This window comes from Paenibacillus harenae, from assembly GCF_030812415.1.
Lineage (GTDB): Bacteria > Bacillota > Bacilli > Paenibacillales > Paenibacillaceae > Pristimantibacillus > Pristimantibacillus harenae_A.
Window position 1 is genome coordinate 320391 of sequence record NZ_JAUSST010000007.1, and the last position, 25969, is coordinate 346359.

Consider the following 25969-nt stretch of genomic DNA (forward strand, 5'->3'; position numbering starts at 1 on the left):
TACGGTGATACAACTTCAATAAGGGGGAAATGAAATGAAGAAATCTTGGAAGCTCATCTCTGCGCTTTGTATCCTTACGCTGCTGGCGGCTGCCTTGGCAGCCTGCTCCGGCTCGAACTCTCCATCCGCGACAAACGAACCGCAGGCAGCTGCTACGGATGCGCCAAAGGATAACGAAGAACCAAGCAAGGATATTCCGACGTTGGTCTGGTGGCTCATCGGCGGCCAAGTGCCTAATAACTTCAGCAAAGCGATCGATGCCATGAATGCGTACACAGCCGAGAAAATCGGCGTGAAAATCGACATCAAGGTAGCCAGCTGGGGCGAGTGGGACACCAAAATAAACACGATTGTGAATACGGGCGAACCGTTCGACATTATGTTCACCAACAGCGGCAAATACAGCAAGCAGGTAGCTATGGGAGCTTTTGCCGATATCACGGATCTGGTTCAAAGCGAAACCCCGGAATTATACAAATTGATCCCCGAAAAGGTATGGGACGGCACGAAAATCGGCGGCAAATATTATTCCGTTCCGACCTATAAGGATTCATCGCTAACGCAATATTGGGTGTACGATGATAAATACGTGCAGAAGTACAATATCGACATCAACAACATCAAAACGCTGCAGGATCTTGATCAACCTCTGCGCAGCATAAAGTCCGGCGAAGGCAAGAGCTTCTACCCGTTGCCGATGACGCAAGGCGAAGGCTTGAACGGCTTCTTTAACCATTATGACGATTTAACGCTGGGCTTCTCTCCGATCGGCGTTAGAACCGACGATGCATCGCGCACGGTCGTCTCCGTTCTCGAGCAGCCCGACATTATGGCCGATCTGAAGCTCCTGCATGGGTGGTATCAGGATGGCATTATCAACCCCGATGCTCCGACGAAAACAGAGAACGACAAAGGCAGACCGTTCTTTGCCGCGCAGGCGTTCCCTGGCGCAGAAATAAGCTGGCAAATCAATGACGCCATAGAAAAGTACGATATGGTTCAGCACTTCGGACCTATTTATACAACGAGTACGATCCAAGGCTCCCTGAACGCGATTTCCGCGAATTCGAAATACAAGAAGGAAGCATTGAAGTACCTCGAACTGGTCAACACGGATCCGAAGCTGCGCAACATGCTGGCATTCGGGGAGCTGGACGTAGACTACAAAAATGTCGATGGCGAAAAAGTAATCGAGCGCATTTCCGATACTTGGCCGCTGGCAGCTTACTCCCAAGGCACATTCTTTAATCTGGCGGTTACCAAAGGCGCTCCCGAGGATCAATGGGAACAGGTTAAAAAGCTGAACGATGCAGCGACATCTTCCACTGTACTCGGTTTCGCGCTGGACATCGGCAATCTTCAGACCGAAATCGCGAATTGCCAAGCGGTATGGGACAAATACAAATACGAACTCATTACGGGCGCATCCGATCCGGAGAAAATGATTCCGAAGATTACCGCGGAATTAAAGTCCGCCGGCATGGACACGATTATGAAAGCCGCTCAAGAGCAAATTAACAGCTACTTCAAGTAAGCAAAAACAAATAAGCATCCCCTATCGAGACACTCTGTATGGGATGCTTATTTCTTGCTACCGCTACCTATGAAGCTTTGCTTAATCATGTTAAAGTAGTGTGGTAAATACCTGCTTTCGATGAGCTGCCGCAATTGAGGTGTTCGATGAGCTCTTTTCTGCAAATCAAAATTTATCGTTACAAGTTTATTGCCTATGTCGTCTTCGTCGTGACCATTGGTCTCGCGCTTGGCATTCTGACCTGCGCGATGCTGCTGAATCAATGGATTAGCGATGCCCGATTAGAGGCGGCAAATGCTTTTGCGAGCGTAGAGAATGAGCTCCAGTACGATGCCGACCGAATCGAGGCCTACATGCAGCGCATATACTCCAATCATAGTCTGATGGATGATGCTCGCAGCTTTTTGAGCAGCAGTGCCGAAGGATACTTGACCGATAGTCTGCAAAACAGCCAATTCTCGCAGCCGCTGGTATCCTTCCCGGAGGATATTAAAACCTACCTGTACAGCTGGGCGCAAGGCGGAATAACGCAGGTTAGTCTGCATACCGACCAATACGGCAATGTCGTACGCTTTAACGATAACGGAATTGCAAGCTTCATGTTCGGTCTTCCCAATACAGACGAAGCTTTCCGCGATACGATTCTAAAAGGCTTCGTATATCGCAAGAAACTATCGGATCTGGCACTGGGCTCCAAGGAATTGGGGGAGCTTCGCTTCTTGGTCAGCAGCGATCAAATCTTTAAATCCATATCCAATTATCGTTTGGGAAAGGCTGCGGCGGTCAGCGCTTCCGGTGATATCTACCTGATCGGCAACGAACAGGACCAAGACTTGAAGGAATTAGCCCGTCTAGCGGCGGCGAATGGACGAAGTCACGGTTATAGCTCGAAAGGATTTCTCGAACATAGCTTTTATATCACCTTCCCGTCCACCAAGTTCAATTTCAAATTCGTTAGCATCGTTGATTTGTCCATGCTCATTCGGCAGCATGCCAACATGCTGATCACCATCTTTCTGATCGTCCTAACGACCATGATTAGCGTACTGCTGCTCATTGTGTACAATTTGCGGGATGATTCCCGGTTCCTGCACCGTATCATTCAATCGATCGGACGCGTAAAAACAGCCAATTTCACGCCTAATCGCCCTGCCCGTTATCGTCGCAACGAATACGGCATGATCGCAAGGGAACTAGACGATATGATTCAACAATTGGATAAGCATATCCGCAATGAATATTTGCTAAAACTCAAACAGCAAGAGACTGAAATGAAAGCGCTTCAAAATCAAATCAACCCTCATTTTCTGTACAATACGTTAGAGGTTATCCGCTCCACTGCCCTTGTTAATCAGGACAGGGACACCGCCGATGCCATTGCTACGCTAGGGGCGCTCTATCGCGAAATCGTCAAAAAGGAAAATATTATTTCGATAGCGAGCGAGCTGGAATTGCTGCAGAAGTACTTGGAGATTATGGAATTCAAGTATCCGGAACGTTTCTATTATCAAGTCAATGTAGAGCCAGCGTTGCTCTCGATCCCTACCGTGAAATTCTGGATGCAGCCTTTGGCAGAAAACTTTTTCGTCCATGGCTTTAGCACCAGCAATGCGTTTAACTTGTATGTCGTAAATGGCTGGGAAGCCGAAGAACATTATGTATTGGAATTCGTGGATAACGGGCGCGGTATTCATGCGGACCGTTTACGTACAGTGCGAAGTACACTGTCCAACCATGACGATCCTTCTTCCGAGAGTATCGGTTTACGCAACGTATACACCAGACTTCACTTTTTTTATGGAAAAAGCTTTTCGATCGAGATTGCGAATAACGAAGAAGCTGGAGTCAAGATTTCCGTACGGATTTCAAAAGAGGTGATTGAACATGTACAAACTGCTGATTATCGATGACGAACCTCAGATTTTGGAGGGAATGAAGCGCATTCTGGACTGGAAACAATACGGTTTCAGTCGGATCGATACTTGCGAATCTACGGAGGCGGCCATGTCCATGGTTGTCGATCTGGTGCCGGATGTCGCGATTTTTGATGTCTGCATTGGCAAAAATCTTGGCTATGAAGCGATCTTCAAACTCAATGAGCTCCATATCCCTACGAAATATGTCATTATGAGCGGCTATAGCGAATTCAAGTATGCCCAAGAGGCCATTCGTTGCGGCGTCAAAGACTATTTGCTCAAGCCTGTAGACCGCATAAAGCTGCAGCAAGTGATAGAGAAGATTATTGTTGAAGATCTCCATGGGACGATAGGTAACGTTAGCTGCGAGAGTTTAAACAAGGATCCCGTACTGGGCGTAAGCTATGACAGCTTATCCAAGCTGGTCAACCGCATTCTGCTGATGATCAAGACGGAGTATGCTCAGAATATCACCTTGAAATCAGTCGCCGAGCGCTTCCAGATGAACAGCACATATCTTGGACAATTATTTCTTAAAGAATCCGAAATGAAATTTTCAGAATATCTCATGGCTTACCGAATGCTCCTCGCGCAAGAACGAATTCAATCGTCGGATGAGAAGATTTCTTCTATCGCGCTTTCCGTCGGCTATAACAATCTCAATTATTTCTATACTCACTTTCATACTTTTTTCGGAAAATCTCCCTCCGATCTGCGGGGAAAAGGTTAACAGCGAGCTTGGCAGAAAGGAGGAGGATATCGATGCTAAAGTGCTCTAGACACAGATGTATCTTCATCACAATCAGTATTATACTGCTGCTCGAAGCGTATACGACCGGTTGCTCCCGGCAGCCTAGCAGAAACAACGAAGATAAGTACGAAGGCGACACGGTCAATCTAATCTATTACACGATTGGAGAGCCAGACAAGGATCTGAAGCTCGTAAACGATAAGATCAATGAAATCATGGCTCGTAAAATCGGCGTGACCATCACCTATATTAAGATTGGTTGGCAGGAGTATGAAGACCGGCTGAACACGCTAATATCCGCAGGAACTCCTTTCGACATTGCTTTTGCTCCCAACTATGCAACCACCACGATGCGCGGTGCATGGCTAAGACTTGACGGCTATCTGACAAGTCTGGGTAAAGATATGTACGACGCCATTGACCCAACCTTTTGGCAAGGACTGCAAATGAATGATGGCGGCATATATGGCGTGCCGACCAATAAAGAACTGGCCGTGCGCGATCATTGGATGTACCCTGCTTCCATCGTGAACAAGTACAATATCGACATTGCCAAGTACAATACGCTGGAATCGCTTGAACCTTTGTTCCGGATGATTCAGCAGAATGAGCAGACCTATATCCCCATGGAGCTAGATCGCGATTCGCATAATTTCTTCGCTCTCTATGGCTACGAATATATCGTGAACCATAAGGTTCCCTTGATGGTGAAATCACTGGACCCTGACGCCAAGGTCGTGAATATCTTCGAAACAAAGGAAGCACGGCAGGTATTGGACACCTTGCGGCGCTATTACAAGGAGGGCTTCATTAACAAAGACGCGGCGCTCCGGGAGCCTGGCGGACTTAAGCGCGGGGATAAAGTGTTCTGGAAATCGTCAGGCGGCGGACCGCTCTCGGAGACGACTTGGAGCAAGGATCGCGGCTACAAGGTCGTATCGAATCCCGTAACTCCTAGCGTCGTCACGACGGAATCGGTCCGTGGAGGAATCATGGCCGTCAATGCCAACACCAAGCATCCCATTGAAAGCATTAAGTTTCTGAATCTGCTCAATACCGACCCCGAAATACGAAACTTATTCAATTATGGTATCGAAGGCGTTCATTACACGCTGAATGAACAAGGACAAGCGATCCCCATTCCCGGCAAAGACAGCCATGGCAACCCGATCCCGGATGCGCCGGCAAGCTATGCGGGAGTCCAATATACGCAGGGCAACTGGTTTATCCTGAGAACCATGGGCGGCGATAACCCGGAACCCCTCGATAAATGGGAGCTATTCCGCGAATACAACGCGCAAGCCATCAAGTCCGCCGTTCTCGGCTTTACTCCCGATCTATCCAAGCTGACCTCCCAAATCGATAACGTTGAGATGGTTTGGAAGAAATATTATCCAAGCCTCATGACGGGTACCGTCGATGTCGACTCGATCCTCCCCAAGTTTAACGAGGAGCTGAAGCAAGCGGGCATTGAAGAAGTAAGAAACGAAGTTCAGAAGCAGTTGGATGCGCGGCGTAGTGAGGCGGGTGCAATGACGGGGCGTTAACTCACCTGACAATATCATTCAAGTGCACCTACCTTACCTTTCGCCGTATTGTGAAAAGGGGCTGTCCCAAGCCAATGGCTTAGGGACAGCCCCTTCGTATGCGCGGGTGGCTAACTCTGGTTGCTATGTTGGTTTTTCGCAGTAACCTTTCCCTTATTCGCCAATCGTCTGCCGATCCGCCGATGAATAGGCGATAATCATCCGACAGGGCTCCCAGCTCGTGACCCTGGCATTGTGGGGAACACCGCGGGGAATGCGCAGCATCATGCCTGGCTCCAGGCGGAACACATCGTCACCGAGAGAATGATCACATTCGCCGGACAGGACGAAGATAATCTCCTCGCAATTCGGATGGATATGTCGATTGTTTTCCTGGCCCGCTTCAATATATACCATCCCGAATGTCATTTCGGCATCGGGGTCGATCTCCTTGCCGCACAACCAATGAATCTTTCCCCATCCCATGTCCGCTACTCTGCCCTCGTCTTGCTTGCTTAAATTCGTAATCGTCGCCATCTTCGTCCTCCTTTGCTTTTTTAGTGTAGTTCTGAAACGCGATGATGTTACCCCCCATGCTGACATAGGTGAAACGATATCCCCCGTTGCGATGGGGATTTCATTGTATTCACTTCTTGTCCGGATTGTCAGCCAGCTGCAGGCCGCTCTTCAGAAAATCCAGACACTGCCGCATTCCCTCCCGGATGTCGCCGCCACTTTCCTCGTCTGCTGATATCCAGCCGTCGTACCCGATACTGCGAATTGCACGGAAGATAGGTTCGAAGTCGATCTCTCCCTCTCCCAGCACACGCCAATTTCCGCCCGCGTAGTCCTTCATGTGGAAGTTGTCGATGAATGGGGCGAAGCTCGTGATAAGTTCGGCGATATCCGAGATCCCCGATTTCACAAGATGCGCCGTATCGACAGTCAAACCGACAGTTGGTTCCTTCAGGCTACCGAAAAACAAGTCGAAATCCTCTCGGTACATGACGGGCTGGTCAAAATGATGGTGAAGCGACAGCGCCAACCCCTGCTGCTCAGCCGCTTTGCCAAGCTCCGACAGTACATCGGCATAGCCGCGTATGTCGTCATGCGTAACGTGTTTGCGGGAAATGCCATGACAGATTATGATGCGTTCGGCTCCGATGCGTTTCCCGAAGGCGAACAGCGATTCCAGACTGGAGCGGCCATCGTCGTCGAGACCGCACCCCGCTATCAAGGCGGATGTTATCCCCGGCAACGATCCCCACTCCTCCATGAAACGCTCAGGCTCCTGCAGATACGGAGCGTATTGGCCCATCTTTAGCTGCAAACCCGCATATCCCGCCGTCCGGTATTCCCTGAACAGCAGGCCCGTCTCTTCGTCCGATTGGGTAGGCCGTGAGAAAGCGAATTTCAGGCTCATGTCGTTAAGCCCTTTCTAAGCGAAACGGTCCGCTGCTCCGCTGCGGATCGGTACGCCGCATCCAGCATGGCGACTGTGTTCAGGTTGTCCTGCGCACTGTTCGGAGCTTCGGCTCCGGTCTCCAGCGATACCAGCAAATGATTCAGTCCCTCGAACGTCGCAATTTCTCGCGAGATATTGTTGTCCCAGGTTTGTAGCGGGGACTTCGACTCCTCACGGTACAACTCCACCTTGCCATGTGTGCAGAACAGAGTACCCGTTTCGCCGATTACAATCATTTCGGTTCTCGGAAACGATGAAGAGAAACTCTGGACGTACGTAGCGATCGCTCCGTTCTCAAAGTCAACCTGAACGGTAGCGTCGGTTTCGCCTGCGCATTCGATCGCCGAGGACGAACGCATCAGGCTCGTCACCGACACGGCTTCCGATCCCAGGATTTGGCGGAAGCCGTCAAACCAGTGAATGCCCATAACGGAGAGCGCGTGCCGCTCGCACTGCAAACGCCAGCCGCTATCCTGGCGGAAGAACAGGTTATTGAACAGAATCGAGGTTACCTTCCCGATCTTGCCCTCGTTCACGATTCCTTTCACGACATCAAACGTAAAATGTCTGCGGAAATTCTGGTTGACGGATACCGGTACGCCCAGCTTTGCAGCCCTATTTGTAATCTCAACGGCATCCCCCAGTGTATCGGAGAACGGCTTCTCGACAAACAGCGGGAAACCAGCTTCCAGAAGCGGAATAACAACTTGCTTGCGGATAGAAGTAGGTGTGCACACGATGGCCACATCCACTCCGCTGCTCCGGATGAAATCATCTACATTAGAAAACCGTTGCGGGATACCAAATTGGTCCGCTTTGCGGTTAAGAGTTTCTTCGTTCGGGTCGCAGATGGCCGTCACTTCCACCCGATCCTTGTGACCCTGGTAGCCAATCAGGTGAAGTTCCGTCACTCCGCCTGCACCGATCAAACCAACCTTGTAAGTTTTCATGAATCTTTCTCCTCCTTGAATGATGAATAGGATTAGGTCGTTCTTTCCAAATTCAAATCAACAAGATCAATATTTATTACACCAAATTAATCAATATTCAACCAAGTTGAACTTAGATCATAATACATCATGCATTAATCCATTGCAAGCGCTATCTCTAAGATGTCTATCTCTAAGATAAAGTAATTAATCGAGTTTACTATGTAGTTTTGTTGCAAGTTCAACCTAGTTGAAGTATATTAAACAAGAAAACTATCGTACGATGAAAGAGGTACTTATGGATCTGGGAAAACGGATACGGCTAATACGCAGAGAACAGAAGCGTACACAGGAAGAAATCGCGGAAATATGCGGAATTACCAAAAGCATGCTTTCGAAAATCGAGAGCGGCAGCGCCATGCCGGCCGTATCGACACTAATGAAGATTGCCAACGCCCTGGGCGTCAAGGTCTCCGATCTGCTTGAAGAGCAGACCAGCAACGATACAGTGATGGTGAGTGCGAGCCAGTACGAGGATGTCAGCAAATGGCTGAATACCAACAAGGGGTACTCGTTCTTCGCCTTCGCCTCCACCAGGCACAACAAGATCATGCAACCGTATATATTCATTGCACGTCAGGGCGATATAAATAAACATACCTTCTCGCACGATGGCGAAGAATTCATTTACGTCATTTCCGGGAAGATGAGATACAACGTCGGAAGCACGGAATATCAACTCGCCGCAGGAGACAGCCTTTATTTTAATTCGCTGCATGAGCATACTGTCGTTCCGCTTTCCGAAGAAGTGAAATACTTGGCGGTATTCACCGAACTTCAGTCCAAGCCCCATGAAGGAGGCTAATCATCCGGGAGCGCTCCTTGACGAGGAAGAGCTCTTCGAATAATTGCAGCACAGAACTGTAAAATGCCGAAAAGCAATAAGCCACCTCTATAGGATGGCTTATTGCTTTTTCTATCGAGATCTATTGAGCAAGGGCAGCAATCTCAGCGGCAGCAAGAGCTTTGTTATAAATACGGAAGTCATCCACTCGTCCATTGAGGTATGGATCGTTGTTCTGGGAGCGGCCAATCCAATATTGCCTGGTGGAACTCGCATGAGTCCCATAACGCGTTGTATCCGCTTGCATCTGTCGACTCCTCCTTCATATCGTCATTGCAGTTCATATTTTTCTGCCCCATCTACGGATCATTTTTCGAATGACACTGTCCATTTTTGTGATGTTCGGACCAAACGACCAGCTGCGGACCGAAATGAAATCCGACCTATGCGAACGCTCAGTGGCAGGTCGGCAAGGATCTCAGTTGACGCGGCCTGCCGGGGTTGCCCATACTATGGCTCCTGCTTGCCATAGGCACGTGTACCGCAACCCGGCATATGGTATAGAGGCATCAAATCAGGCGCTTACACGACAAAGCGCAATTTTTCGCGAAAATGAGGTGGGATAATGCCAAACGGCGGTGTAGCTTATTTCTCGGCAGAGTTCGGACTTGACGAGTCCTTACCAATTTACTCGGGCGGCCTTGGCGTGTTAGCAGGCGATCATATCAAGGCGGCCGCAGACATGAATATTCCGATTACGGGCGTAGGCATATTTTATAGTAAAGGTTATTTCCAACAGAGCATCAACGAGGGCGGTTCGCAGCAGCATCTGTATCCCTATATCGATCCGGAGGCGAGCACCTACCCTGTTCAGCTCGTGAGGGATGCCGAGGAACGGCCTCTCATCATCGAAGTTAGGGTGGGCGGCAGGCAAGTTTATGCGAAAGCGTGGTCCGTGCAGGTGGGCTCGGTCACGCTGTACCTGCTCAATACCGACGTTGAATCGAATAGCGACGAGGACCGCCGTTTGACCGACACACTCTATCCGAGTGAACAAGATGTTCGCATAAGCCAGGAGATGATCCTCGGCATCGGCGGTGCAAGACTGCTTGCTGCGCTGGGCATCCAGCCGGAAGTCTGGCATATGAATGAAGGACACTCAGCGTTCCTGGCGCTCGAGCGTATCCGCATGCTGTCCGCAGAAGGCGTGCCGTTCGAGACGGCACTCGAGACAGTCAAGGCGAGCACCGTCTTTACAACGCACACCCCGGTTCCGGCAGGGCACGACGTCTTCTCCATCGACATGATGGACCGTTATTTCTGCGACTATTACTGGCAACTCGGGACGGACAGGGAGCAGGTACTGTCGCTCGGCCGCTTGAACGGCACGTTCAACATGACGCGTCTTGCGGTCAGCACGTCCTCTAAGGTGAACGGGGTGAGCAAGCTGCACGGCGAGGTGACCCGGGACCTATTCCACGGCTGGATGCCGCATATACCGAGACAGGACATTCCAATATATTCGGTCACGAACGGCGTCCATATCGGGACGTGGCTGGCTGACGGTATGAAGATGCTGTTCGACCGGTACCTCCCGTCCGACTGGGCCGTCCGCTCCGAAGAACTGGACGTGTGGGCTGCTGTTCGGGATATCCCAGCCACCCAGCTATGGGAGGAGCATCAGCGGGCGAAATCCGAGATGGTCCGGGAGCTCGGCCTGCCGCTTGACTTGTCCGGTGATGGGCCGTTGATCGTCGGTTTCGCCAGGCGGTTTGCGACTTATAAGCGGGCGTTGCTCATCTTCCGCGACCTAGAGAGGCTCGCGCACATCCTGAACGATCCACAGCGCCCGGTCTGCCTCGTTTTCGCCGGAAAGGCGCATCCCGCGGACGGACCGGGAAAGGAACTGATCCGAAGAATTGTGGAGATATCCCGGGAGGAAAGGTTCAAAGGCCGCGTTTACATCGTGGACAACTATGCGATGGATAAGGCGAAAAAGCTGGTCCAAGGCGTTGACGTTTGGCTCAACACGCCCGTGAAGCCAATGGAAGCGAGCGGCACAAGCGGACAAAAGGCGGCCATGAACGGAGTACTCAACTGCAGCGTACTAGACGGTTGGTGGGTGGAAGGTTACAATGGGCGAAACGGCTGGGCCATCGAAGGCGCGACAGACACCGACCCTGATCAGCAAGACCAGCAGGACAGCGAAACGCTTTACCGACTGTTCGAAGAAGAGATTGTTCCGTTGTTCTACAAGCGGGGGGAGCACGCGGTCCCGACGGAATGGATCAACATGATGAAGGAATCGATCAGCTCACTCGCGCCCGTCTTTAACACCCGCAGAATGGTAAGCGATTACTGGCACAAGGTGTATGTCCCCGCAATCGCAAGGGGGAGGCGGTTCGTCGCGGACAATTTCGAGGTCGCATCAAGGGTGGCCGCCTACAAGCAATTCATCCGTGACCACTGGTCAGCCGTCAGCGTCAGGAAAGTGGAAATTCTGGCCGACCATAGCAGCAGGATCGGGCTGAACAAGATAGCCTTCCGCGCCGAAATCGGGCTCGGCGCTATCTGGCACAAGGACGTTCGCGTGGAGGCGGTCGGCGCAGGCGGCAGCCGTGGCATCTGGAAGGCGAAGCTGGATCCTGTTCAGCAGCAGGCCAAGGGACTATATATCTATGAGGGCGTTTCTCCCAACGACTCGATCAACATCTGGAAGTCTAACGCGAACGTGCGGGTCACGCCGATCAGCTCGGATTTCGCCAACGATTTCGAGATGGAGCTGGCCGCCTGGGGGGCAGTACCTTATACGTCTTAATCCATTATTGTATATGACACAAAAGAAACAGCCAGGGATTCACCTAGCTGTTTCTTTTGTGTCATAACGCCAACTCAAACTAAATATCCCGTGATGTCAGAGTAAACCTATTCATATACAGCTCCTGCAACAACCCCCGAGAAAATGTATCTCTGTAAGAATGAATAAATACATCGCTATGGTCGGAACGGCTACAAATATAATCGCAGCGCTTAAATTTTCGATCGAACCGTCCCAGGTTATGCTCCGTACGATACGCTGTAAGCGAAATCGGAATAACAGCAGTGAATCGCTTGCTTGAAGAGATCAACGGAAATCTCATTAGACATTTGAATGTATTGCTTTTGCAGCATCAAATCGTTACTGGAAAATATCTGCATCTATATCAAGGCCCCAGCATTGCTAGATCATAAAAGTCCCCATCATGGTGAACAGGTGGGGACTTTTTGTCGCTCACAGACCCGCAACCCTTTTTACATAACGCCGCAACAACGGGTACGAAGCATCGCTTTATTTTTAGTTATTTGCGAGATAGTTTAAGCCCCATTTCTCTATTTGGAGGAGGATGGGATAAAGACTCTTCCCGGTCTCTGATAGCGAATACTCTACCTTGGGTGGGATTTCAGAATACACTTGCCGGTTAATCAGCCCATCGCTTTCGAGCTCACGCAGCTGGCGAGTGAGTGTACGCTGCGTAATATCGGGAAATTCCCTTCTCAGTTCATTGAACCGTCGAACGCCATGAGTCGCAAGCTTGTGCAAAATGAGCAGCTTATACTTGCCTCCAACCATATTGACCGTAAATTCAACCGGACATTGTGAGCATTGTGAGTGTTGATTATCCACTCCGCTTCCCTCCTTCTTAAGGTATCCTCAAGGATACTATATATCCCTAATGTGCGTACTTACAAAATGCATTCTATATCTTTATTATAAAACTATACCCACTAAATTACTTTTAGTAAACGAAAGGATGATGAACAATGGAAACGAAGGAAAAAATATTGGTTTATGGAGCTGGCGGCGTGCAAGGCGGCGCAGTCGCACGCAAGCTTCTGAAAGAAGGATACGCTGTTCATACGATCGTGAGAAGTTCGGAAAAGGCCGCTCAGCTTCAAAAACAAGGCATTACAGCCTTTGTTGGCGATCTTTCGGATGCAGGAAGTCTCACTCCAGCTCATGACGGAGTCAGCAAAGTGTTCCTGCTGTTGCCTGTGGAATTTAACCTGGAGCGCATACGCGAATTTATCCGCAATACTGTCGATGCAGCCAAACATGCAAATGTTAAGCTTCTCGTTATTAATACCAGCGGTATCGTTCCGGATGATGTTACAGGTGTCGCTGCCAATGATAGTAAAAATGAATTGATTGCTTATGTAAAGCAAAGCGGAATTCCGTCTATCATCCTTCAACCTGTATTTTATATGGAAAACTTCCTTATCCCCGGCGTTGTAGGCAACCAAACATTGGCTTATCCTGTACCAGCCGATCGTGCAATCGCCTGGATCAGCATGGAAGATGCGGCTGCTTACGGCGTATATGCGCTAAACCATCCGGAGCTGGCAGGGCAGGCGTTGCCTATCGTAGGACCTGAGGCGCTGACCGGCAATCAATTGGCTGAGCAATTCAGTGCCGCATTGGATCGGGAGATACAGTTCTTCCCTCTCCCAGTGGAAGCGTTCGAAGAAGCGTTAGCTCCAATGCTGGGCAAGGAAACGGCAGCAGGCCTGGCAGACTCGTACAAATGGATTGGATTAAATTCTCATTTACTGCCAAAGCCAGACCAAGTCATTGACGAAATGCGTACTGCTGTACCGGGCACCCCGCTCATAGAGTGGGTGAAACAAGCCGTGCAGCATGGATTGTTCGCACCCGTCACTGAGTAAACGGAATTAGCTCATCCATTTACGAAAAGAACCTTTAACTCAACAAGGACCGGAATGCCCTTTGGCGATTCCGGTCCTTGCTGGTTTCATTTCATACTTACTGTTTCTCGAATACCCAGATCGTGCTAGAATCCGTGGAACCTGTGTTCCATTTTGCTTCGAAACATTTTGGGTATCTCCATACCAGACTTTTCCAGCATTTGCGCGCGCACCGTATATCGCGATACAATCATCATGAGTACGGAAAAATACGTCATTGATAGTAATATTTTTACCGCCAAATACATCTATCCCATCCACATTTTGTATAGTGAGCGGATTTTCCTATTTTATCGGGACGATCAAGCACACCACGGCCTATAACTTTGGCATTGGTGGCATTATCCATATTAATCCCGCCTGGATGACCGCTCCACCAGCGATGTAAAGCGTCTTGCCGCTTGACACGGGATAGTCCTGTTGATAAAGTCCCGGTCCAAGATAGATGACATCAGGGTCGGTAGGACTCGGAGGATTGACTTCCAATGGATTGGCAAAGATCATTAAATTGCGATTTACATTTGTGTTACTTGTTGTTCGTACCGAATAATGTTCCAACATTCAGGTTCAGCTTGATGATGGCATCGGCCACCATTCGTGCGACAGCCTCTGCACCTTGCTCATTCAGATGCGTATTGTCTTCGATCCCTTCAGGGTAATTCCGATGTTCGCCAGGGCGCAGCCAGGTCAGCCATTCTCTCGATTTGGCGTCTCCCATTTCCTTGAACGCGACGGCGCTTCGGCCGCACAGATCGATAAAAGGGACTTTCTCCTGAACGGCGAGCGCTTCCATCGATCTTGGATAGTCGCCATGAGTGTTGATTAATAGGCCATCAACGTCAAAATGTCTGCGGCAAATGGACGAGATGAGCACGGGATGCGCCCCCTTCGCTCTCGCTCCGTCGATATACTGCCATAGATACCGATGGTACGTGCTCCAGGGACTTGTATGTCTTTCGGCATCTTCCTTACTGTCGTTGTGACCGAATTGAATAAACAAGAAGTCGCCCGGCTTGATCGTCTGTAAAATTTCTTCGAGCCTTCCTTCCTCGATAAAGCTCTTGGAGCTTCTCCCGCACACGGCCTTATTCATGACCCGAGCGGAATCGGGGATAAATAAATGGAGCTTGTTCCCCCAGCCTTGCATAGGGTGCGATTCAGGCGGATAATCCGCCATTGTCGAATCGCCGGCCAAATAAATCGTTGTTTTTCCCAAAATATCTCACCACCGACCACCGAATGTTAATAAATGTTCAAGAATGACAGCAAGAAACCCTTAAAATTGACGCTTAAACGCCGAACTTATCCGCCAGCCTCATAGCCAGCTCGTCATCCGAGAGAGGATTGCGGTGCGTGTTCTCCAAATAAATATATTTCTCCGTTTCCGGCATCAGAAAACGCTTGTACCACGCGAAGAAATCGGGGCTGTCGCCGTGCATGCGCAGCCAGCGGCGAAGCGTGTCCATATTTTGCACCGTGCTCTCGATATTCGTCAGCCAGTCCGCCCGGAAGAAATGAGCCCACTTTCCATGCTCGGCTTCCTGCAGCGCGACTTGGCCCTTCCGATAGTTCCACATCGCTTGCGATGCATACACGAACGCCAGCGGATAGTTTCCTTCACGGTAAGCGGAGTACGATCTCCCAAGTGCGTCGAAGCCCTCGCAGCCGGATAAATGCAGCTCTACGTGCAGCAGCAAATGATCCTTCAGCCGGCGGCGATCCGGTTCCGCAAGCTCTGGAAGCAGCCGTTCGATCCGTTCCTTCAGCTCGCGCCACCCCTGGACGGCATCCGCGCATGTCCGGCGAAACCATTCAACTTGCTCCGGAAAATCGGCTACTCCCGTCGCCCAATACAAGCGGCGATCCCTATGTTCCGATCTTCCCTGCAACCAGTGTCCGACGATTTGACGGGCCGGATGGTGATAGAACTCGTCCCCCGCCCGGTCGTCATCGTTCGGGCCATAAGGAATCGTCCGCCGTGCATAGTCGCGGAACATCTCGGCGATTTCCGAAGAACCTGAAGGGAACATCCGACGGACAAACGACCCAAGATGCTCATCCGTATCCGCCTCCCCCCGCGTCCACAGCTCCCGTATCAAGTCCAGCGTATAGACATGCGGCCGGATGTTGCCGCTATTCACGAGCACGTAATCCTTCGCGCGAGCCCGAAATGAATTCATTACCTCATCTGTGATCAACTTCGCTGGAGCCGGGAATAACGACAAATGATTGGAGGCCTGAAGATCGTGGAACGTCACATGGTAGTAAATGCCGTGCTTGCCGTCATCCGCTGGACCGGGCAAGGACGGAATTCGCAGGTTTTCGTTGCCGTTGCGGCGGGACACCATCTTGCCGTATCCGTTATCTGCCCATACCTTGATAATGTCATCGGGAATGGAGATATACCCTGCTTTGTACAATTCGGAGATCTCCCCATACAACGCGACGCAGCACTGCGGATCGGTCACCTTGCTGCGGACCATCTCGTATTGTTTGCGTACGACTCGGCTGATCATTTCACCGCGCTTCTCGGGCGTGTCGAATGCGGGATCCTGAATCCAGAAAGGCTGATCTCCTTGTCCCCGGAAAGATAGTACCCAAACAATGTTGCGGTCCTTCTGCTTCTCGATCGCTTCTTCCCATAATGCTTCGAACATCTCCGGGTTCTCTTGATAGCTCGCTTTCTTTCCTTCATACGCTCTCAGAAACATCTCGGCGCCCAATGGCTCTGCATGGTGATGGGTAATCCATAATCCCATCTCCGCAGCCAGATCGGCATGCACGCCGTGCCTCGGCAGGTCGGTGCCGGGAATGACCATATTCCCTCCGCAGCGCAGCAGCGCTTCAAATACAGGCTGCCATACCTCGCGAGTCGGCGGATACTCATCCTTCCAGCCGATCAGGCACACCTCGTCGTTGACGAACCAACCGCGGAACCGGACGAACGGCTCCGTCGAATCGCAATCGCACTCCGGAAGCTCGACGCGGCTTCGCCGCACGGGAGGAAGGTCCGCCCAGAACCAGAACGGATCGACGCCGAGGTGCTTTCCGCTATATTCGAGCATGCCGTAGACCAGTCCGAGATCGTCGCCCGCAACAATGTGAAGCTGTGTTCTGCCACCATCCTTCACGAAGCGGAAGCTAAACGCTTCCGGCCGTTCCGGGCACCGGTCTTCGGGCACAGCATAGCGGACGACCACGTCGGCCTGCTCATCCTCCGCCGAGATGAGTCTTGGAATAGCGCCAAAAACCTGTTCATGGTCCCGCTTCACCATTTCCAAAGCATGGCGGATTGGCGAAGCCGGATTTTTCGGAATGCGGTAAGTCGTATTACGGTCAATGATAAGCGCCAACTTAAGTTTCCTCCTATTATAGGGATCTTCGAGCGGAGCTCAAAGTCTCTCCTTTTAATGAAGCCGTCAGCCCTTCAACGAGCCGAGCAGTTTCAGGTCAAGTGCAGACTTTAACACTTTCAAGTGTTACGAAGTAGTCATCACTGCCGAATTGCGTACCGTCTTTTTTATACCAGACCCCATTTTCGCCCATTACTCCGACTTTCAGCGTATAGCTTCCATGTGAAAGTTTCGGGGAAACGTATTTCATATTGGAATCCGGCACCAAACTGTAAAAATCAATAATTGCGTGATGAATACGTTCGCCTGTGTCATCATAGATGGAAAACTCCGCATAGCCGCCATGACAATCACTTATCCCGTAAACCATAATTTGTGATCCTTCAAAGGGATAACTCACTGAATCTCCTCGCCCATTTGAACGAGACGGCAAAGGTTCATTCATGCCTTCTAGAAAAACCTGGGAAATCGATTCACTCGCCCATACCGGCCAATATTCAGGGATGGAGCAAATGTCTTCTCGAACTGTGATGGGCAGCCAAACCTGTGTGGCGCTTGAAGCTTGACGAGGAAATGACCAACGATCCCCCATATAAATCGGTACTGTTTCCCCATCTGCTTCTAACGAAAAGACAAAGGAACACTGAGAGTTATAGGTTAAACTGCCTTTCGGACAAAATAATCCTTGTTCTTTCCAAGGTCCATGTAAGTTGTTCGAAACGAAATAATAGTTGTCATTTCTTTCCCAACTCGTTTTATTGGAAAACATCATAAAATAGTTGTCCCCGTGGCGGAACATGGCCGGTGATTCACCGCCAGGCGCAATATTTTCCGCAACCTTTTCTACTGCGGTCAGACAGTCATCGCTTAACCGATAAATGTCGCCCTCGTGAAGCAATAAATAAGCTGTTCCATTCTCGTCAACGAAGGTGCCCATATCCCACATTCTTATGGGCTTCCCTTCGAAAAGCAGCAATCCTTGAAACTTGAATGTACCGTCAATCGTATCGCAAGTCGCAAGCCCTATGCACGGATCCGCGTATTTCAAATTATCCGTGTGCATCAACATGACAAAGGTGTCGGTTTTATGATTCTTTAATACCTTTACCCGTTCTCCAATTCGATCAGGCCCAAGAAGCCCTTGCTCCTGCGGCGGCAATGCCAAGCCTTCAAAATGCCAATCCGATAGGTTATAAGAGGAGTAACACGAAAAACCCACGAACTTATTAACATCGTTCGTTTTGTATTCTCCAAAAAGATAGTATTTATCTCCTTCCTTTAACATACAAGCACCGTGTGCATTGACCGTCTCCCCATTTTGATCGAACCACGGTACCCCATTGAAAATATAAGCTTTATTCATCATGATTTTATCCTCATCCCAGCTCGATTTATCCCTTAAGCGATCCGATGAACATGCCTTTGTTGAAATACTTCTGCAGGAACGGATAAATGACCAGCAGAGGAATTGCCGTAATCAGGATCGCCGCCATACGCGCCGACGGAGTGTACGTAAATATCGGTTCGGCAAGCTGACCGATTTTCTCGTCTTCCAGGATTAACATCTGTCTCAGAAATACTTGCAGCGGCCATTTCGAAGCATCGTTAAAATAGATCACGGCCGAAAAATAAGTATTCCAGTTTCCCACAATACCAAACAAGGTAAACGTAGCGATCACAGGCTTGGCCAAAGGAAGGATGATCGTTCCAAAAAGCCTCCATTCCCCGCATCCGTCGATCCTTGCAGATTCCTTAAGCTCATAAGGAATCGATCCGAAGAAGCCGCGCATGACAATTACGCTAAACGCACTGACGGCTCCCGGCAACCAAAGCGCCCAATACGTATCGATGAGATGAAGACCGGACACGACCAGGTAACTTGGGATAAGACCGCCGGAGAATAGCATCGTAAACAAAATCATAAAATTAATCGCCGTTCGACCCTTGAGCCAACGTTCCGACAACCCGTATCCCATCATAGAAGTTAATGTCATACTGATGATGGTTCCGAAGAAGGTAATGATGACGGAGCTCTTTAACGCGCCAACGAAGCTGGGGTTGTACAACAAATATTGATAGGCTTCGAGCGTCCAGGAGCTTGGGATGAGGAAGAATCCCCGCGTGTAATAGTCCCGCTCCGGCGCGAACGAAGTTGAGATGACATAGAACAATGGAAACAGGATCAACAGCGTGAAAGCGATCAAGAAGGCGTATACGAAGACCGTAAAAACCCGGTCGCCCTTCGACATTAGTTTCACCATTAGTAGACTCCCTCCTCTCCGAGCCGCTTGGCGATCGTATTGGCTGCGACAATCATTACGAGTCCAACGACGGATTTAAACAATCCGACCGCAGTCGAGTAGCTGAAGTCACCCTGCACGAGACCTATGCGGTACACGTACGTTTCGAATACGTCCGACACTTGCAGGTTCAACGGATTTTGCAGCAAGAAAATATGTTCGAAGCCAACATCGATAAAACTGCCGAGCCGCAAAATAAACATAATCACAATGATGGTCTTCAACGATGGCAACGTAATATGCCAGATCTGACGCAGCCTGCTGGCGCCGTCCACCGTTGCGGCCTCATACAATGCCGGATCGATCGAGGCGATCGCCGCCAAATAGATAATTGCGCCCCAACCGGCCCCTTGCCAAATATTATGGAATAACCAGAGGGGGCGAAAATAGTCCGGATTTGTCATAAAATCGATGCGTGCATATCCTAAAGCATCGAGGAGAACGTTCAAGCCGCCATCCTGCGAACGCATGAACAACACCGTGATCCCTACGATAACGACCCAGGATAAAAAATGCGGCGCGTATAATATGGTTTGCATGGTGTTTTTAAAATATTTGATTCTTACTTCATTGAGCAGGAGCGCAAGCAGAATTGGAAAAGGGAAACCGATGAACGTATCCAGCAGATTCAGGTACAATGTGTTTTTCAACAGAAGCAAGAAGTCCTGTTCCGAAAAGAGTCGGACGAAATTTTGGAATCCGATCCACTCGCTCTTCCAGACGCCTCGGAACGGCGTGTAGTCTTTAAATGCGATGAACACACCAAACATCGGTAGGTAGCGAAAAATGACGAATAACAGCACCCCGGGGAAAATCATCAAATAAAACGGGAATGCGCGTTTCATATACCTCGCTCTTGCATTCGCCGCAGCAATCCTTTTGACTCCAACAGACTGAGATTGTATGGCGGATTGACTCATAACCTCTTAGCTCCCTCCTATTCCGTCGCGGGCACAACCGCCAAGAGCAGGACAGGCCGCAAGTGAAGTTGCGGCCTGCCTAAACCATGCTCTTGAAATCGGTTATTTGTTGGCTGCTTCGTTAATTTCTTTAATGATTTGTTCTCCGCCGTTTGCCATCCAGTCCTTGGAAGCCTGTTCGATATATTCGATCGGTTGTTTGCCAACAATGATCTGTAAAACAGCTTCCTCGAACTTGGTGTTCAAATTCGCCCATTTATCCTTGTACGTATTCGAATAGAATTCGAGTCCCCCGGCATCATTCGTCCACGGATATTGTTTTGCGAGCTCCGTATAGGCATTATGACGTTGTATATCTTCCTCAGTCGACCAGGCGAAAATAATAAAATCGGTGCCGGGACGGGTAAACAATGAGCTGTTCAAGAACCGGGGAAAGCCGCTTTCCCACTTGTCGGTGACTTCGTATTTGCCCTCTGCGTTTTTCTTATAGTGAATGCCTTCGATGCCATTCTTCATGACCGAGGTGCCTTCATCGGTGACCCACCAATCGAAGATTTGCAGGATCCGATCAATCTTGTCCGCATCCGCTTTGGCGTTGATGACTACCTTGTCCAAGCCGTTCACATATGCATTGTTTCCTCGATCCCCCTTCGGACCGATAGGCGGAGCCATCGGAGCGACCACCGGATTCAAATTCGGGTTGTTTTTCTTGATGTCCCCTTGGAGCAGATGGTAGCCGTTGTGATAGTTGAACACTCCCAGCTTGTTACCCTTCATCATATCCTCAACTTCATTGCCTTTGCGAAGCACGAAGTCTCTATCCAGTACACCTTCGTCATAAGCCTTCTTCATGAAGGCAAGATAAGCCTTATACTCCTCTACTTGCGTCTGCCGCGGGATCAGCTTTCCGTCTTTCTCCATCCATTCATTCGCAATGCCGAACGCATTCCGGATCTGTGGAAGAGATCCAGTGAAGCCGATCGTATCGCCGTTAACGCCGTTCTTGTCGGGATCCTGCGTCGCGAATGCCTTTGCGATTTCATAAAACTTGTCGATCGTAAACTCATCGGCAGTCGGAAGCGTTATCCCCAGGTTGTCCAACCAGTCCTGACGAATTTGTACCGTGTCCCGGACGATCCAGGAGATATTAGTTAACCCGAATATCTTATCGCTCGGATTCAGCATTTTCACCGCTTCGTGGTCGGCCGGATATGCCTTGTTCAGGTTCGGGTAATTCGGCAATAATGGCATCAAATCTACGAATGCGCCTTCGGATTGCCAATTAAGAAAATCAGATCCGCCGATGCTGTAAACGTCCGGAAGATCACCTGAGGCTGCAATGACCTTAAACTTTTCGCCGTATTCTCCTCCGTTAATGATCTGCAGCTTGAGGTCGATATTGAATTTCTTGTTCAAATACTGGATGGTCGGGTGATCCTCCGCCCATTTCGCACCATTCCAATATTTTACGGCGATCGTGATTGGAATCTTTTTTTCATTATTCGCCGCTTGCTCGGTTGGGGCCGCCTCCGTGTTTGTCGACGTGTTTTCCGTCGTTGCATTTCCGCCGCTGTTGCCGGCTGAACAACCGACAACCAGGCTGAGAGACAGCAACAACAATGTAACCACTTTCAAAAGCTTCATTGTAACACTCCCCTAATGGTGTTTTTGTTTACATTGTTAATTATAGATCCTTCTCATACCTCTAAAATTGTACAATCTCACGAAATGTTATCCTTTTTTATGAACGGAATCCTTACCGAAATGACAGTCCCCTGATTCGGGAAGGAATGGATATCGACTCCGTAGTTTTGTCCGTAATAAAGTACCAGCCGGCTGTGTACATTTGTTAGTCCGAGTGATTGAGACGCTTTCACTCCATGATTGGGCTGTTTGGTGATCATCATCAGCCGCTCTTTCAGATTTTGCAAAATAGTGTCATCGATTCCGGACCCATTGTCCGCAATCTCAATGATCAAGTCATTTCCTTCGGGATACGCGCTGACCATAACTGCAGCCTTTCCATTACGGGGCTCAACCGCATATTTCACAGCATTCTCGACGATAGGCTGTATAGAAAGCTTGATAATGCGCGCGTGCTTATATTTATCATCCACATAAACATTGCTTTCGAAATGCCGGGTATACCGAATATGGATAATCTCAAGATATCTCTTCAGATGATCCAATTCCTCTGCAAGACTAATCTCCGACTGCTCCAGCTTTGCCGTAAACCTGTATAACGATGCCAAATTTTCCGCCATCTTTTCGATCTTCGGGACCTCCTCCAAATACGCGATACTTTTGATGATATCGAGCGTGTTATACAAGAGGTGCGGGTTGATTTGATTCTGCAGTGCATGAATCGTCGCTTCTTTCTGAAGCAGCTGCGTCTGGACTTCTTTAAGCTCCATTTTGTATACCGTATTTACCAGCTCACTCAGCCGTCCGGCCATACGATTGAAGCTTAAACTAAGCAACTGGATCTCGTCGCTCCCCGGAGTGACGGGCGCTCGTACGGTTAAATCGCCGGTCTGCAGCTTTTCCATCGCTCTTTTCAGCTCAATCATCGGCCTTGTAATACGATTTGCAGCGAACGGTACCGAAATCATGATGAGCAGAATAAGCAAACCCATCACGACGACGGCGGATATCTGCGCGATTTGCAGACCAGTGGCCATCTCCCCCAGAGGCACCAACGCAATCGTCTTCCAACCGGTCAGTTCGGAAATGCTGTAGGAAACAAGATACTGCTTGCCCTGCCATGTCTGAAGGGAGTTTGGCTTGCTAAGCGTAAGCCACGAAAGCTCGGTTTCCCCGATTGGGGAAGCGAGCATGTCCTCGTCGGGGTGGTATACGATTCTTCCGTCCGGGGATACCATAAGGATGTAGCCCGTATCGCCTATCCGCATATTTCCAATCATGTTCTTGATTTCGGTCAATCTCATATGCAATACAAGCTGACCCGATAAAGTCGTATCTTTCACGTCAAAGATGGGAATGGCAACAGCAATGAGCGGAATGGTTCGACGGTCCTCGTAGAACGTCGGGAATATTTCCAGTTTTGTATTAAGGGGCCGTTGGTACCATAGAAGTCTTGCCAGCTCAGCATCCGTGAAAGAGCCCGACGCTTGCAAAACTCTTCGATCCTGCGACATAAGATAGATGTCCTCGATCTCGGGATAATTAAACGCAATATACTTGTTAAGCATTTCTCTGATCATGTAACGATTCTCCAGACTCATCGTCGAATCGTCCCTGAGCCAATCCTGAATCAAGCTCGAATTGTCCTGCTGCAGTATGCTCGAATAACGCAGCACACCCGCGTTCATGGCGTATGTGGATCTGGCAATCTGTTGAAAATATATTTCCAACTGATGGTTCAGACTAACCGTTGTGGTTTCGGCAATATTGTAAAAATCCTGCTGCGTCGCCCGGCTGTAGTAGAAGTGAGAGATGTAGTTCATGGACAATACAGCGATCAATGCAATACTGATAAAGCTGGCGACTATTTTCTGCTTTAAGGACAACCGTTGAAACCGCTGCTTCATATTCATTTTCATATCCCCATGCTCTTTCTATATTCATTCGGGGACATCCCCGTCACATTTTTGAACACCCGTATAAAATACGGCTGGCTTGAAAATCCGACCTTTTCCGCGATCAGGTAGATTTTATCGTTTGAGTTCCGCAGCCATTCCTTCGCCTTCTCAACCCGCACCTGGTTAATATAAGCAATGAGCGACTCTCCGGTATACCTCTTAAAGAGAGAACTGAAATGGGAGATGCTTAAACCCGTATACTCCGCCATTTGCGTCAGTGTAAGATCGTCCTGGTAATGTTCATGAATGAAATCGCATGCCGATTTAATGATTTGTTTGAATTCCTTTTTATTGCGTTCTGGGTGAAGAAACCAGGATTCCGCCAACTTGCCCAGATGCTGCCGAATTTCCGGATCCGAAGCCCCGCTGAAGTGAGTCATCAAGGAATGTTCCGCTTCGATGCTGTTCAACAGGGAGCTGATCTTTGATTCCACAATCCGGAGCAAGCTCAAATAAGCGCCGTAGTTTACATGTTTGATCGTGTGGATATTGTCAACAATTTGGTACAGGCGTTTCATGCCCCCTGCCGGGTCAATATCGTTGATCGTATCGAAAAACGTCTGGATTTTAATCAAATAATGGTTCATTTTCTCGATTTCCGTCAATTTCCCCATCACTTCGAACAGAACGTCCTGAAGTTCTTCCCGTTTCACAGGCTTAAGCAGATATTTACTTACCCCGTAACTGATTGCTTTTTGCGCGTATTGAAAACTTTCATATCCGCTGATGATAATGACCGCCATCGGGATTTTATTCTCCGAAATGTTCCGCACCAGTTCCAGACCGTCCATCACCGGCATCATAATATCCGTTATCAATACTGTCGGCCACAATTGCTGAATCATGTGCCATGCTTCTATGCCGTTCGTTGCGTCGCCCACGACTTTAATATCATGGCCGAGACCCTCTACCATCTCTACAATGGCCGCTCTGATCCAAGGCTCGTCTTCCGCCACCAATACCTTAAGCATTTTAAAACCTCCCGCATCCTTTTCTAATAATCGAAACAAAAGGAGCCTCCGTCCGAAATGATGATGGCGGCTATAATAGGACAAGTTATTTCGCGGAACTCCATAATTCTTTTCACATCATTGCTTTTCGGGGAAATGGACTGATTCAATTGCGAAATAACGCCTTTGATGTAACCGCTGTCATTTCTATACGACAATGATGGCACTGTAATCATTTGCAGCCATGATCGAAATCATAACCGTAAAAATTAATATACCCAATAAAGATAACCGCAACAAGATGGGAAGTTTTTTTAACCTGAATTTCGAAAGTCCATATAAAATAAAAAAACAGCTGTTCATAGGACAGCTGCTTACATTACGTCAATCAAACTATACATTTCGTTAAGAATCCTGTAAAACGAAAATTCCATCTCGAAAGCGAATGCTACGCTGTATGATTTGCGTCAGCTCTTCAAGGACCTTGGCTGCATTAATGCAATCCACTTAGATGGCTCCGGTTCGGCGCGGATGCAAGTCTACGCGAATAATGCTACGATCAAAGATCGGGGTTCCGATCCTGACCGTTATGCGTGGAACATGGTTCGACTCAACTCAACCACCTAAAATAGAGAAAAGCCAGCTGCAACCGCGCTGGCTTTTTCTCATTATTTAATGTTAATTTCAACTGCCTCAGTAAGATGATCGTTTGCAAAACGCCAAATAATTTCTGCACTTTTCCCTATTTCGATTGCCGAAATATCTGTCTTTTCCTTTTTATCACCTGATTGTTTGTAGATCGAGGTATTTTTTGTTATCGAGAACGTCCCGTTCACAGCTACACTTTTGTTCGACTCAGATTCCTGCTGCATGTCCGTTAATTTAACAATGTATTCCGACTTAACGCCTTCCACAGTTCCCCCCGTCTTTTCTACTACATCAATATCTCCATTTACTTTGTATGTTGCTGCATTCCGATCTGCATTACTGCAACCTACGGCAAAGATGAGGGCGACGACGAAGATCGTAGGCAAAAGAAACTTTTTCATTCGAGCTCAACTCCTTAAGATTATTCGTCTTATCATTTCGGGGTGACTTTCGTATTAAGTAAGAACTTATCAGAAAGGAATTGCTAC

The 25969-nt window shown here is 49.0% G+C and carries 23 protein-coding genes; 8 read left to right on the plus strand and 15 right to left on the minus strand.

Features of this window, described 5'->3' with window-relative positions; translation table 11 throughout:
* Positions 1-34: 34 nt before the first annotated feature.
* The 4 genes from J2T14_RS25410 (at position 35) to J2T14_RS25425 (ending at position 5748) form a co-directional block, all read left to right on the plus strand.
* Positions 35-1534: an ABC transporter substrate-binding protein gene (locus J2T14_RS25410; RefSeq protein ID WP_307204988.1), complete on the plus strand. Its 1500-nt coding sequence runs from the start codon at positions 35-37 to the stop codon at positions 1532-1534.
* Between the two features lie 146 nt (positions 1535-1680).
* A complete protein-coding gene (locus tag J2T14_RS25415) occupies positions 1681-3444 on the plus strand; it encodes a sensor histidine kinase (protein WP_307475398.1) in 1764 nt (587 codons plus the stop codon).
* Positions 3419-4180 (plus strand): response regulator transcription factor, encoded by a 762-nt coding sequence (locus tag J2T14_RS25420; RefSeq protein WP_307475400.1) that lies wholly within the window; start codon positions 3419-3421, stop codon positions 4178-4180. The genes J2T14_RS25415 and J2T14_RS25420 overlap by 26 nt, the downstream gene beginning before the upstream one ends.
* Positions 4181-4212: 32 nt before the next feature.
* Positions 4213-5748, plus strand: a complete 1536-nt coding sequence (locus tag J2T14_RS25425) for an ABC transporter substrate-binding protein (RefSeq protein ID WP_307475402.1) — start codon at positions 4213-4215, stop codon at positions 5746-5748.
* 153 nt (positions 5749-5901) lie between these two features.
* Here J2T14_RS25425 and J2T14_RS25430 read toward each other — a convergent pair whose 3' ends face one another.
* The 3 genes from J2T14_RS25430 to J2T14_RS25440 form a co-directional block, all read right to left on the minus strand.
* The gene (locus J2T14_RS25430; protein WP_307204984.1) at positions 5902-6264 is read right to left on the minus strand and encodes a cupin domain-containing protein; all 363 of its coding nucleotides are present in this window, start codon (positions 6262-6264) and stop codon (positions 5902-5904) included.
* Between the two features lie 109 nt (positions 6265-6373).
* A complete protein-coding gene (locus tag J2T14_RS25435; RefSeq protein WP_307475404.1) occupies positions 6374-7150 on the minus strand; it encodes a sugar phosphate isomerase/epimerase family protein in 777 nt (258 codons plus the stop codon).
* Positions 7147-8142 carry a Gfo/Idh/MocA family protein gene (locus tag J2T14_RS25440; protein ID WP_307475406.1) on the minus strand — a complete coding sequence of 332 codons (996 nt, stop codon included), beginning with the start codon at positions 8140-8142 and terminating at the stop codon, positions 7147-7149. Before J2T14_RS25440 ends, J2T14_RS25435 begins: the two co-directional genes overlap by 4 nt.
* Positions 8143-8419: 277 nt before the next feature.
* Between J2T14_RS25440 and J2T14_RS25445 the strand changes: the two genes are divergently transcribed.
* The gene (locus J2T14_RS25445) at positions 8420-8986 is read left to right on the plus strand and encodes a helix-turn-helix domain-containing protein (RefSeq protein ID WP_307475407.1); all 567 of its coding nucleotides are present in this window, start codon (positions 8420-8422) and stop codon (positions 8984-8986) included.
* A 121-nt stretch (positions 8987-9107) separates the two neighbouring features.
* Here the strand turns inward: J2T14_RS25445 and J2T14_RS25450 are convergent, their stop codons facing one another.
* On the minus strand, positions 9108-9272 hold the full coding sequence (locus J2T14_RS25450) for a LamG-like jellyroll fold domain-containing protein (RefSeq protein WP_307475409.1): 165 nt from the start codon (positions 9270-9272) through the stop codon (positions 9108-9110).
* A gap of 318 nt (positions 9273-9590) precedes the next feature.
* Here J2T14_RS25450 and glgP point away from each other — a divergent pair, with 318 nt between their 5' ends.
* Positions 9591-11783 (plus strand): alpha-glucan family phosphorylase, encoded by a 2193-nt coding sequence (gene glgP / locus J2T14_RS25455; protein ID WP_307475411.1) that lies wholly within the window; start codon positions 9591-9593, stop codon positions 11781-11783.
* 516 nt (positions 11784-12299) lie between these two features.
* On the opposite strand, the gene J2T14_RS25460 is transcribed toward glgP, so the two are convergent.
* Positions 12300-12629 (minus strand): winged helix-turn-helix transcriptional regulator, encoded by a 330-nt coding sequence (locus tag J2T14_RS25460; protein ID WP_307475413.1) that lies wholly within the window; start codon positions 12627-12629, stop codon positions 12300-12302.
* Between the two features lie 137 nt (positions 12630-12766).
* On the opposite strand from J2T14_RS25460, the gene J2T14_RS25465 reads away from it, so the two are divergent.
* The gene (locus tag J2T14_RS25465) at positions 12767-13669 is read left to right on the plus strand and encodes an SDR family oxidoreductase (RefSeq protein WP_307475415.1); all 903 of its coding nucleotides are present in this window, start codon (positions 12767-12769) and stop codon (positions 13667-13669) included.
* A 39-nt stretch (positions 13670-13708) separates the two neighbouring features.
* On the opposite strand, the gene J2T14_RS31000 is transcribed toward J2T14_RS25465, so the two are convergent.
* The 9 genes from J2T14_RS31000 to J2T14_RS25505 form a co-directional block, all read right to left on the minus strand.
* Positions 13709-13969, minus strand: a complete 261-nt coding sequence (locus J2T14_RS31000) for a hypothetical protein (RefSeq protein WP_373458200.1) — start codon at positions 13967-13969, stop codon at positions 13709-13711.
* A 265-nt stretch (positions 13970-14234) separates the two neighbouring features.
* Positions 14235-14924 (minus strand): rhamnogalacturonan acetylesterase, encoded by a 690-nt coding sequence (locus J2T14_RS25470; protein ID WP_307475417.1) that lies wholly within the window; start codon positions 14922-14924, stop codon positions 14235-14237.
* 73 nt (positions 14925-14997) lie between these two features.
* Positions 14998-17061 (minus strand): glycosyl hydrolase 115 family protein, encoded by a 2064-nt coding sequence (locus J2T14_RS25475; protein ID WP_307475419.1) that lies wholly within the window; start codon positions 17059-17061, stop codon positions 14998-15000.
* Positions 17062-17158: 97 nt separating this feature from the next.
* The gene (locus J2T14_RS25480) at positions 17159-18427 is read right to left on the minus strand and encodes a family 43 glycosylhydrolase (protein ID WP_307475421.1); all 1269 of its coding nucleotides are present in this window, start codon (positions 18425-18427) and stop codon (positions 17159-17161) included.
* Between the two features lie 25 nt (positions 18428-18452).
* The gene (locus J2T14_RS25485) at positions 18453-19322 is read right to left on the minus strand and encodes a carbohydrate ABC transporter permease (RefSeq protein WP_307475423.1); all 870 of its coding nucleotides are present in this window, start codon (positions 19320-19322) and stop codon (positions 18453-18455) included.
* A complete protein-coding gene (locus tag J2T14_RS25490; RefSeq protein ID WP_307475426.1) occupies positions 19322-20206 on the minus strand; it encodes an ABC transporter permease in 885 nt (294 codons plus the stop codon). Before J2T14_RS25490 ends, J2T14_RS25485 begins: the two co-directional genes overlap by 1 nt.
* A gap of 177 nt (positions 20207-20383) precedes the next feature.
* On the minus strand, positions 20384-21925 hold the full coding sequence (locus tag J2T14_RS25495; protein WP_307475428.1) for an extracellular solute-binding protein: 1542 nt from the start codon (positions 21923-21925) through the stop codon (positions 20384-20386).
* Positions 21926-22002: 77 nt separating this feature from the next.
* Positions 22003-23844 (minus strand): cache domain-containing sensor histidine kinase, encoded by a 1842-nt coding sequence (locus tag J2T14_RS25500; protein WP_307475430.1) that lies wholly within the window; start codon positions 23842-23844, stop codon positions 22003-22005.
* Positions 23841-24854 carry a response regulator transcription factor gene (locus J2T14_RS25505; RefSeq protein ID WP_307475432.1) on the minus strand — a complete coding sequence of 338 codons (1014 nt, stop codon included), beginning with the start codon at positions 24852-24854 and terminating at the stop codon, positions 23841-23843. Before J2T14_RS25505 ends, J2T14_RS25500 begins: the two co-directional genes overlap by 4 nt.
* A gap of 432 nt (positions 24855-25286) precedes the next feature.
* Between J2T14_RS25505 and J2T14_RS31005 the strand changes: the two genes are divergently transcribed.
* Entirely contained in the window at positions 25287-25460 is a 174-nt protein-coding gene (locus tag J2T14_RS31005; RefSeq protein ID WP_373458207.1) for a phosphodiester glycosidase family protein, read from the plus strand.
* Between the two features lie 41 nt (positions 25461-25501).
* On the opposite strand, the gene J2T14_RS25510 is transcribed toward J2T14_RS31005, so the two are convergent.
* Positions 25502-25882 (minus strand): hypothetical protein, encoded by a 381-nt coding sequence (locus J2T14_RS25510; protein WP_307475437.1) that lies wholly within the window; start codon positions 25880-25882, stop codon positions 25502-25504.
* Positions 25883-25969 lie beyond the last annotated feature (87 nt).

Coding starts and splice junctions, on each gene's coding strand:
- J2T14_RS25510 (WP_307475437.1), bottom strand. CDS start 25,882: ATGAAAAAGTTTCTTTTGCCTACGATCTTCGTCGTCGCCCTCATCTTT.
- J2T14_RS25505 (WP_307475432.1), bottom strand. CDS start 24,854: ATGCTTAAGGTATTGGTGGCGGAAGACGAGCCTTGGATCAGAGCGGCC.
- J2T14_RS25440 (WP_307475406.1), bottom strand. CDS start 8,142: ATGAAAACTTACAAGGTTGGTTTGATCGGTGCAGGCGGAGTGACGGAA.
- J2T14_RS25480 (WP_307475421.1), bottom strand. CDS start 18,427: ATGATGAATAAAGCTTATATTTTCAATGGGGTACCGTGGTTCGATCAA.
- J2T14_RS25415 (WP_307475398.1), top strand. CDS start 1,681: ATGAGCTCTTTTCTGCAAATCAAAATTTATCGTTACAAGTTTATTGCC.
- J2T14_RS25410 (WP_307204988.1), top strand. CDS start 35: ATGAAGAAATCTTGGAAGCTCATCTCTGCGCTTTGTATCCTTACGCTG.
- J2T14_RS25500 (WP_307475430.1), bottom strand. CDS start 23,844: ATGAAAATGAATATGAAGCAGCGGTTTCAACGGTTGTCCTTAAAGCAG.
- J2T14_RS25465 (WP_307475415.1), top strand. CDS start 12,767: ATGGAAACGAAGGAAAAAATATTGGTTTATGGAGCTGGCGGCGTGCAA.
- J2T14_RS25435 (WP_307475404.1), bottom strand. CDS start 7,150: ATGAGCCTGAAATTCGCTTTCTCACGGCCTACCCAATCGGACGAAGAG.
- J2T14_RS25485 (WP_307475423.1), bottom strand. CDS start 19,322: ATGGTGAAACTAATGTCGAAGGGCGACCGGGTTTTTACGGTCTTCGTA.
- J2T14_RS25445 (WP_307475407.1), top strand. CDS start 8,420: ATGGATCTGGGAAAACGGATACGGCTAATACGCAGAGAACAGAAGCGT.
- J2T14_RS25430 (WP_307204984.1), bottom strand. CDS start 6,264: ATGGCGACGATTACGAATTTAAGCAAGCAAGACGAGGGCAGAGTAGCG.
- glgP (WP_307475411.1), top strand. CDS start 9,591: ATGCCAAACGGCGGTGTAGCTTATTTCTCGGCAGAGTTCGGACTTGAC.
- J2T14_RS25450 (WP_307475409.1), bottom strand. CDS start 9,272: ATGCAAGCGGATACAACGCGTTATGGGACTCATGCGAGTTCCACCAGG.
- J2T14_RS25425 (WP_307475402.1), top strand. CDS start 4,213: ATGCTAAAGTGCTCTAGACACAGATGTATCTTCATCACAATCAGTATT.
- J2T14_RS25495 (WP_307475428.1), bottom strand. CDS start 21,925: ATGAAGCTTTTGAAAGTGGTTACATTGTTGTTGCTGTCTCTCAGCCTG.
- J2T14_RS25490 (WP_307475426.1), bottom strand. CDS start 20,206: ATGAAACGCGCATTCCCGTTTTATTTGATGATTTTCCCCGGGGTGCTG.
- J2T14_RS25420 (WP_307475400.1), top strand. CDS start 3,419: ATGTACAAACTGCTGATTATCGATGACGAACCTCAGATTTTGGAGGGA.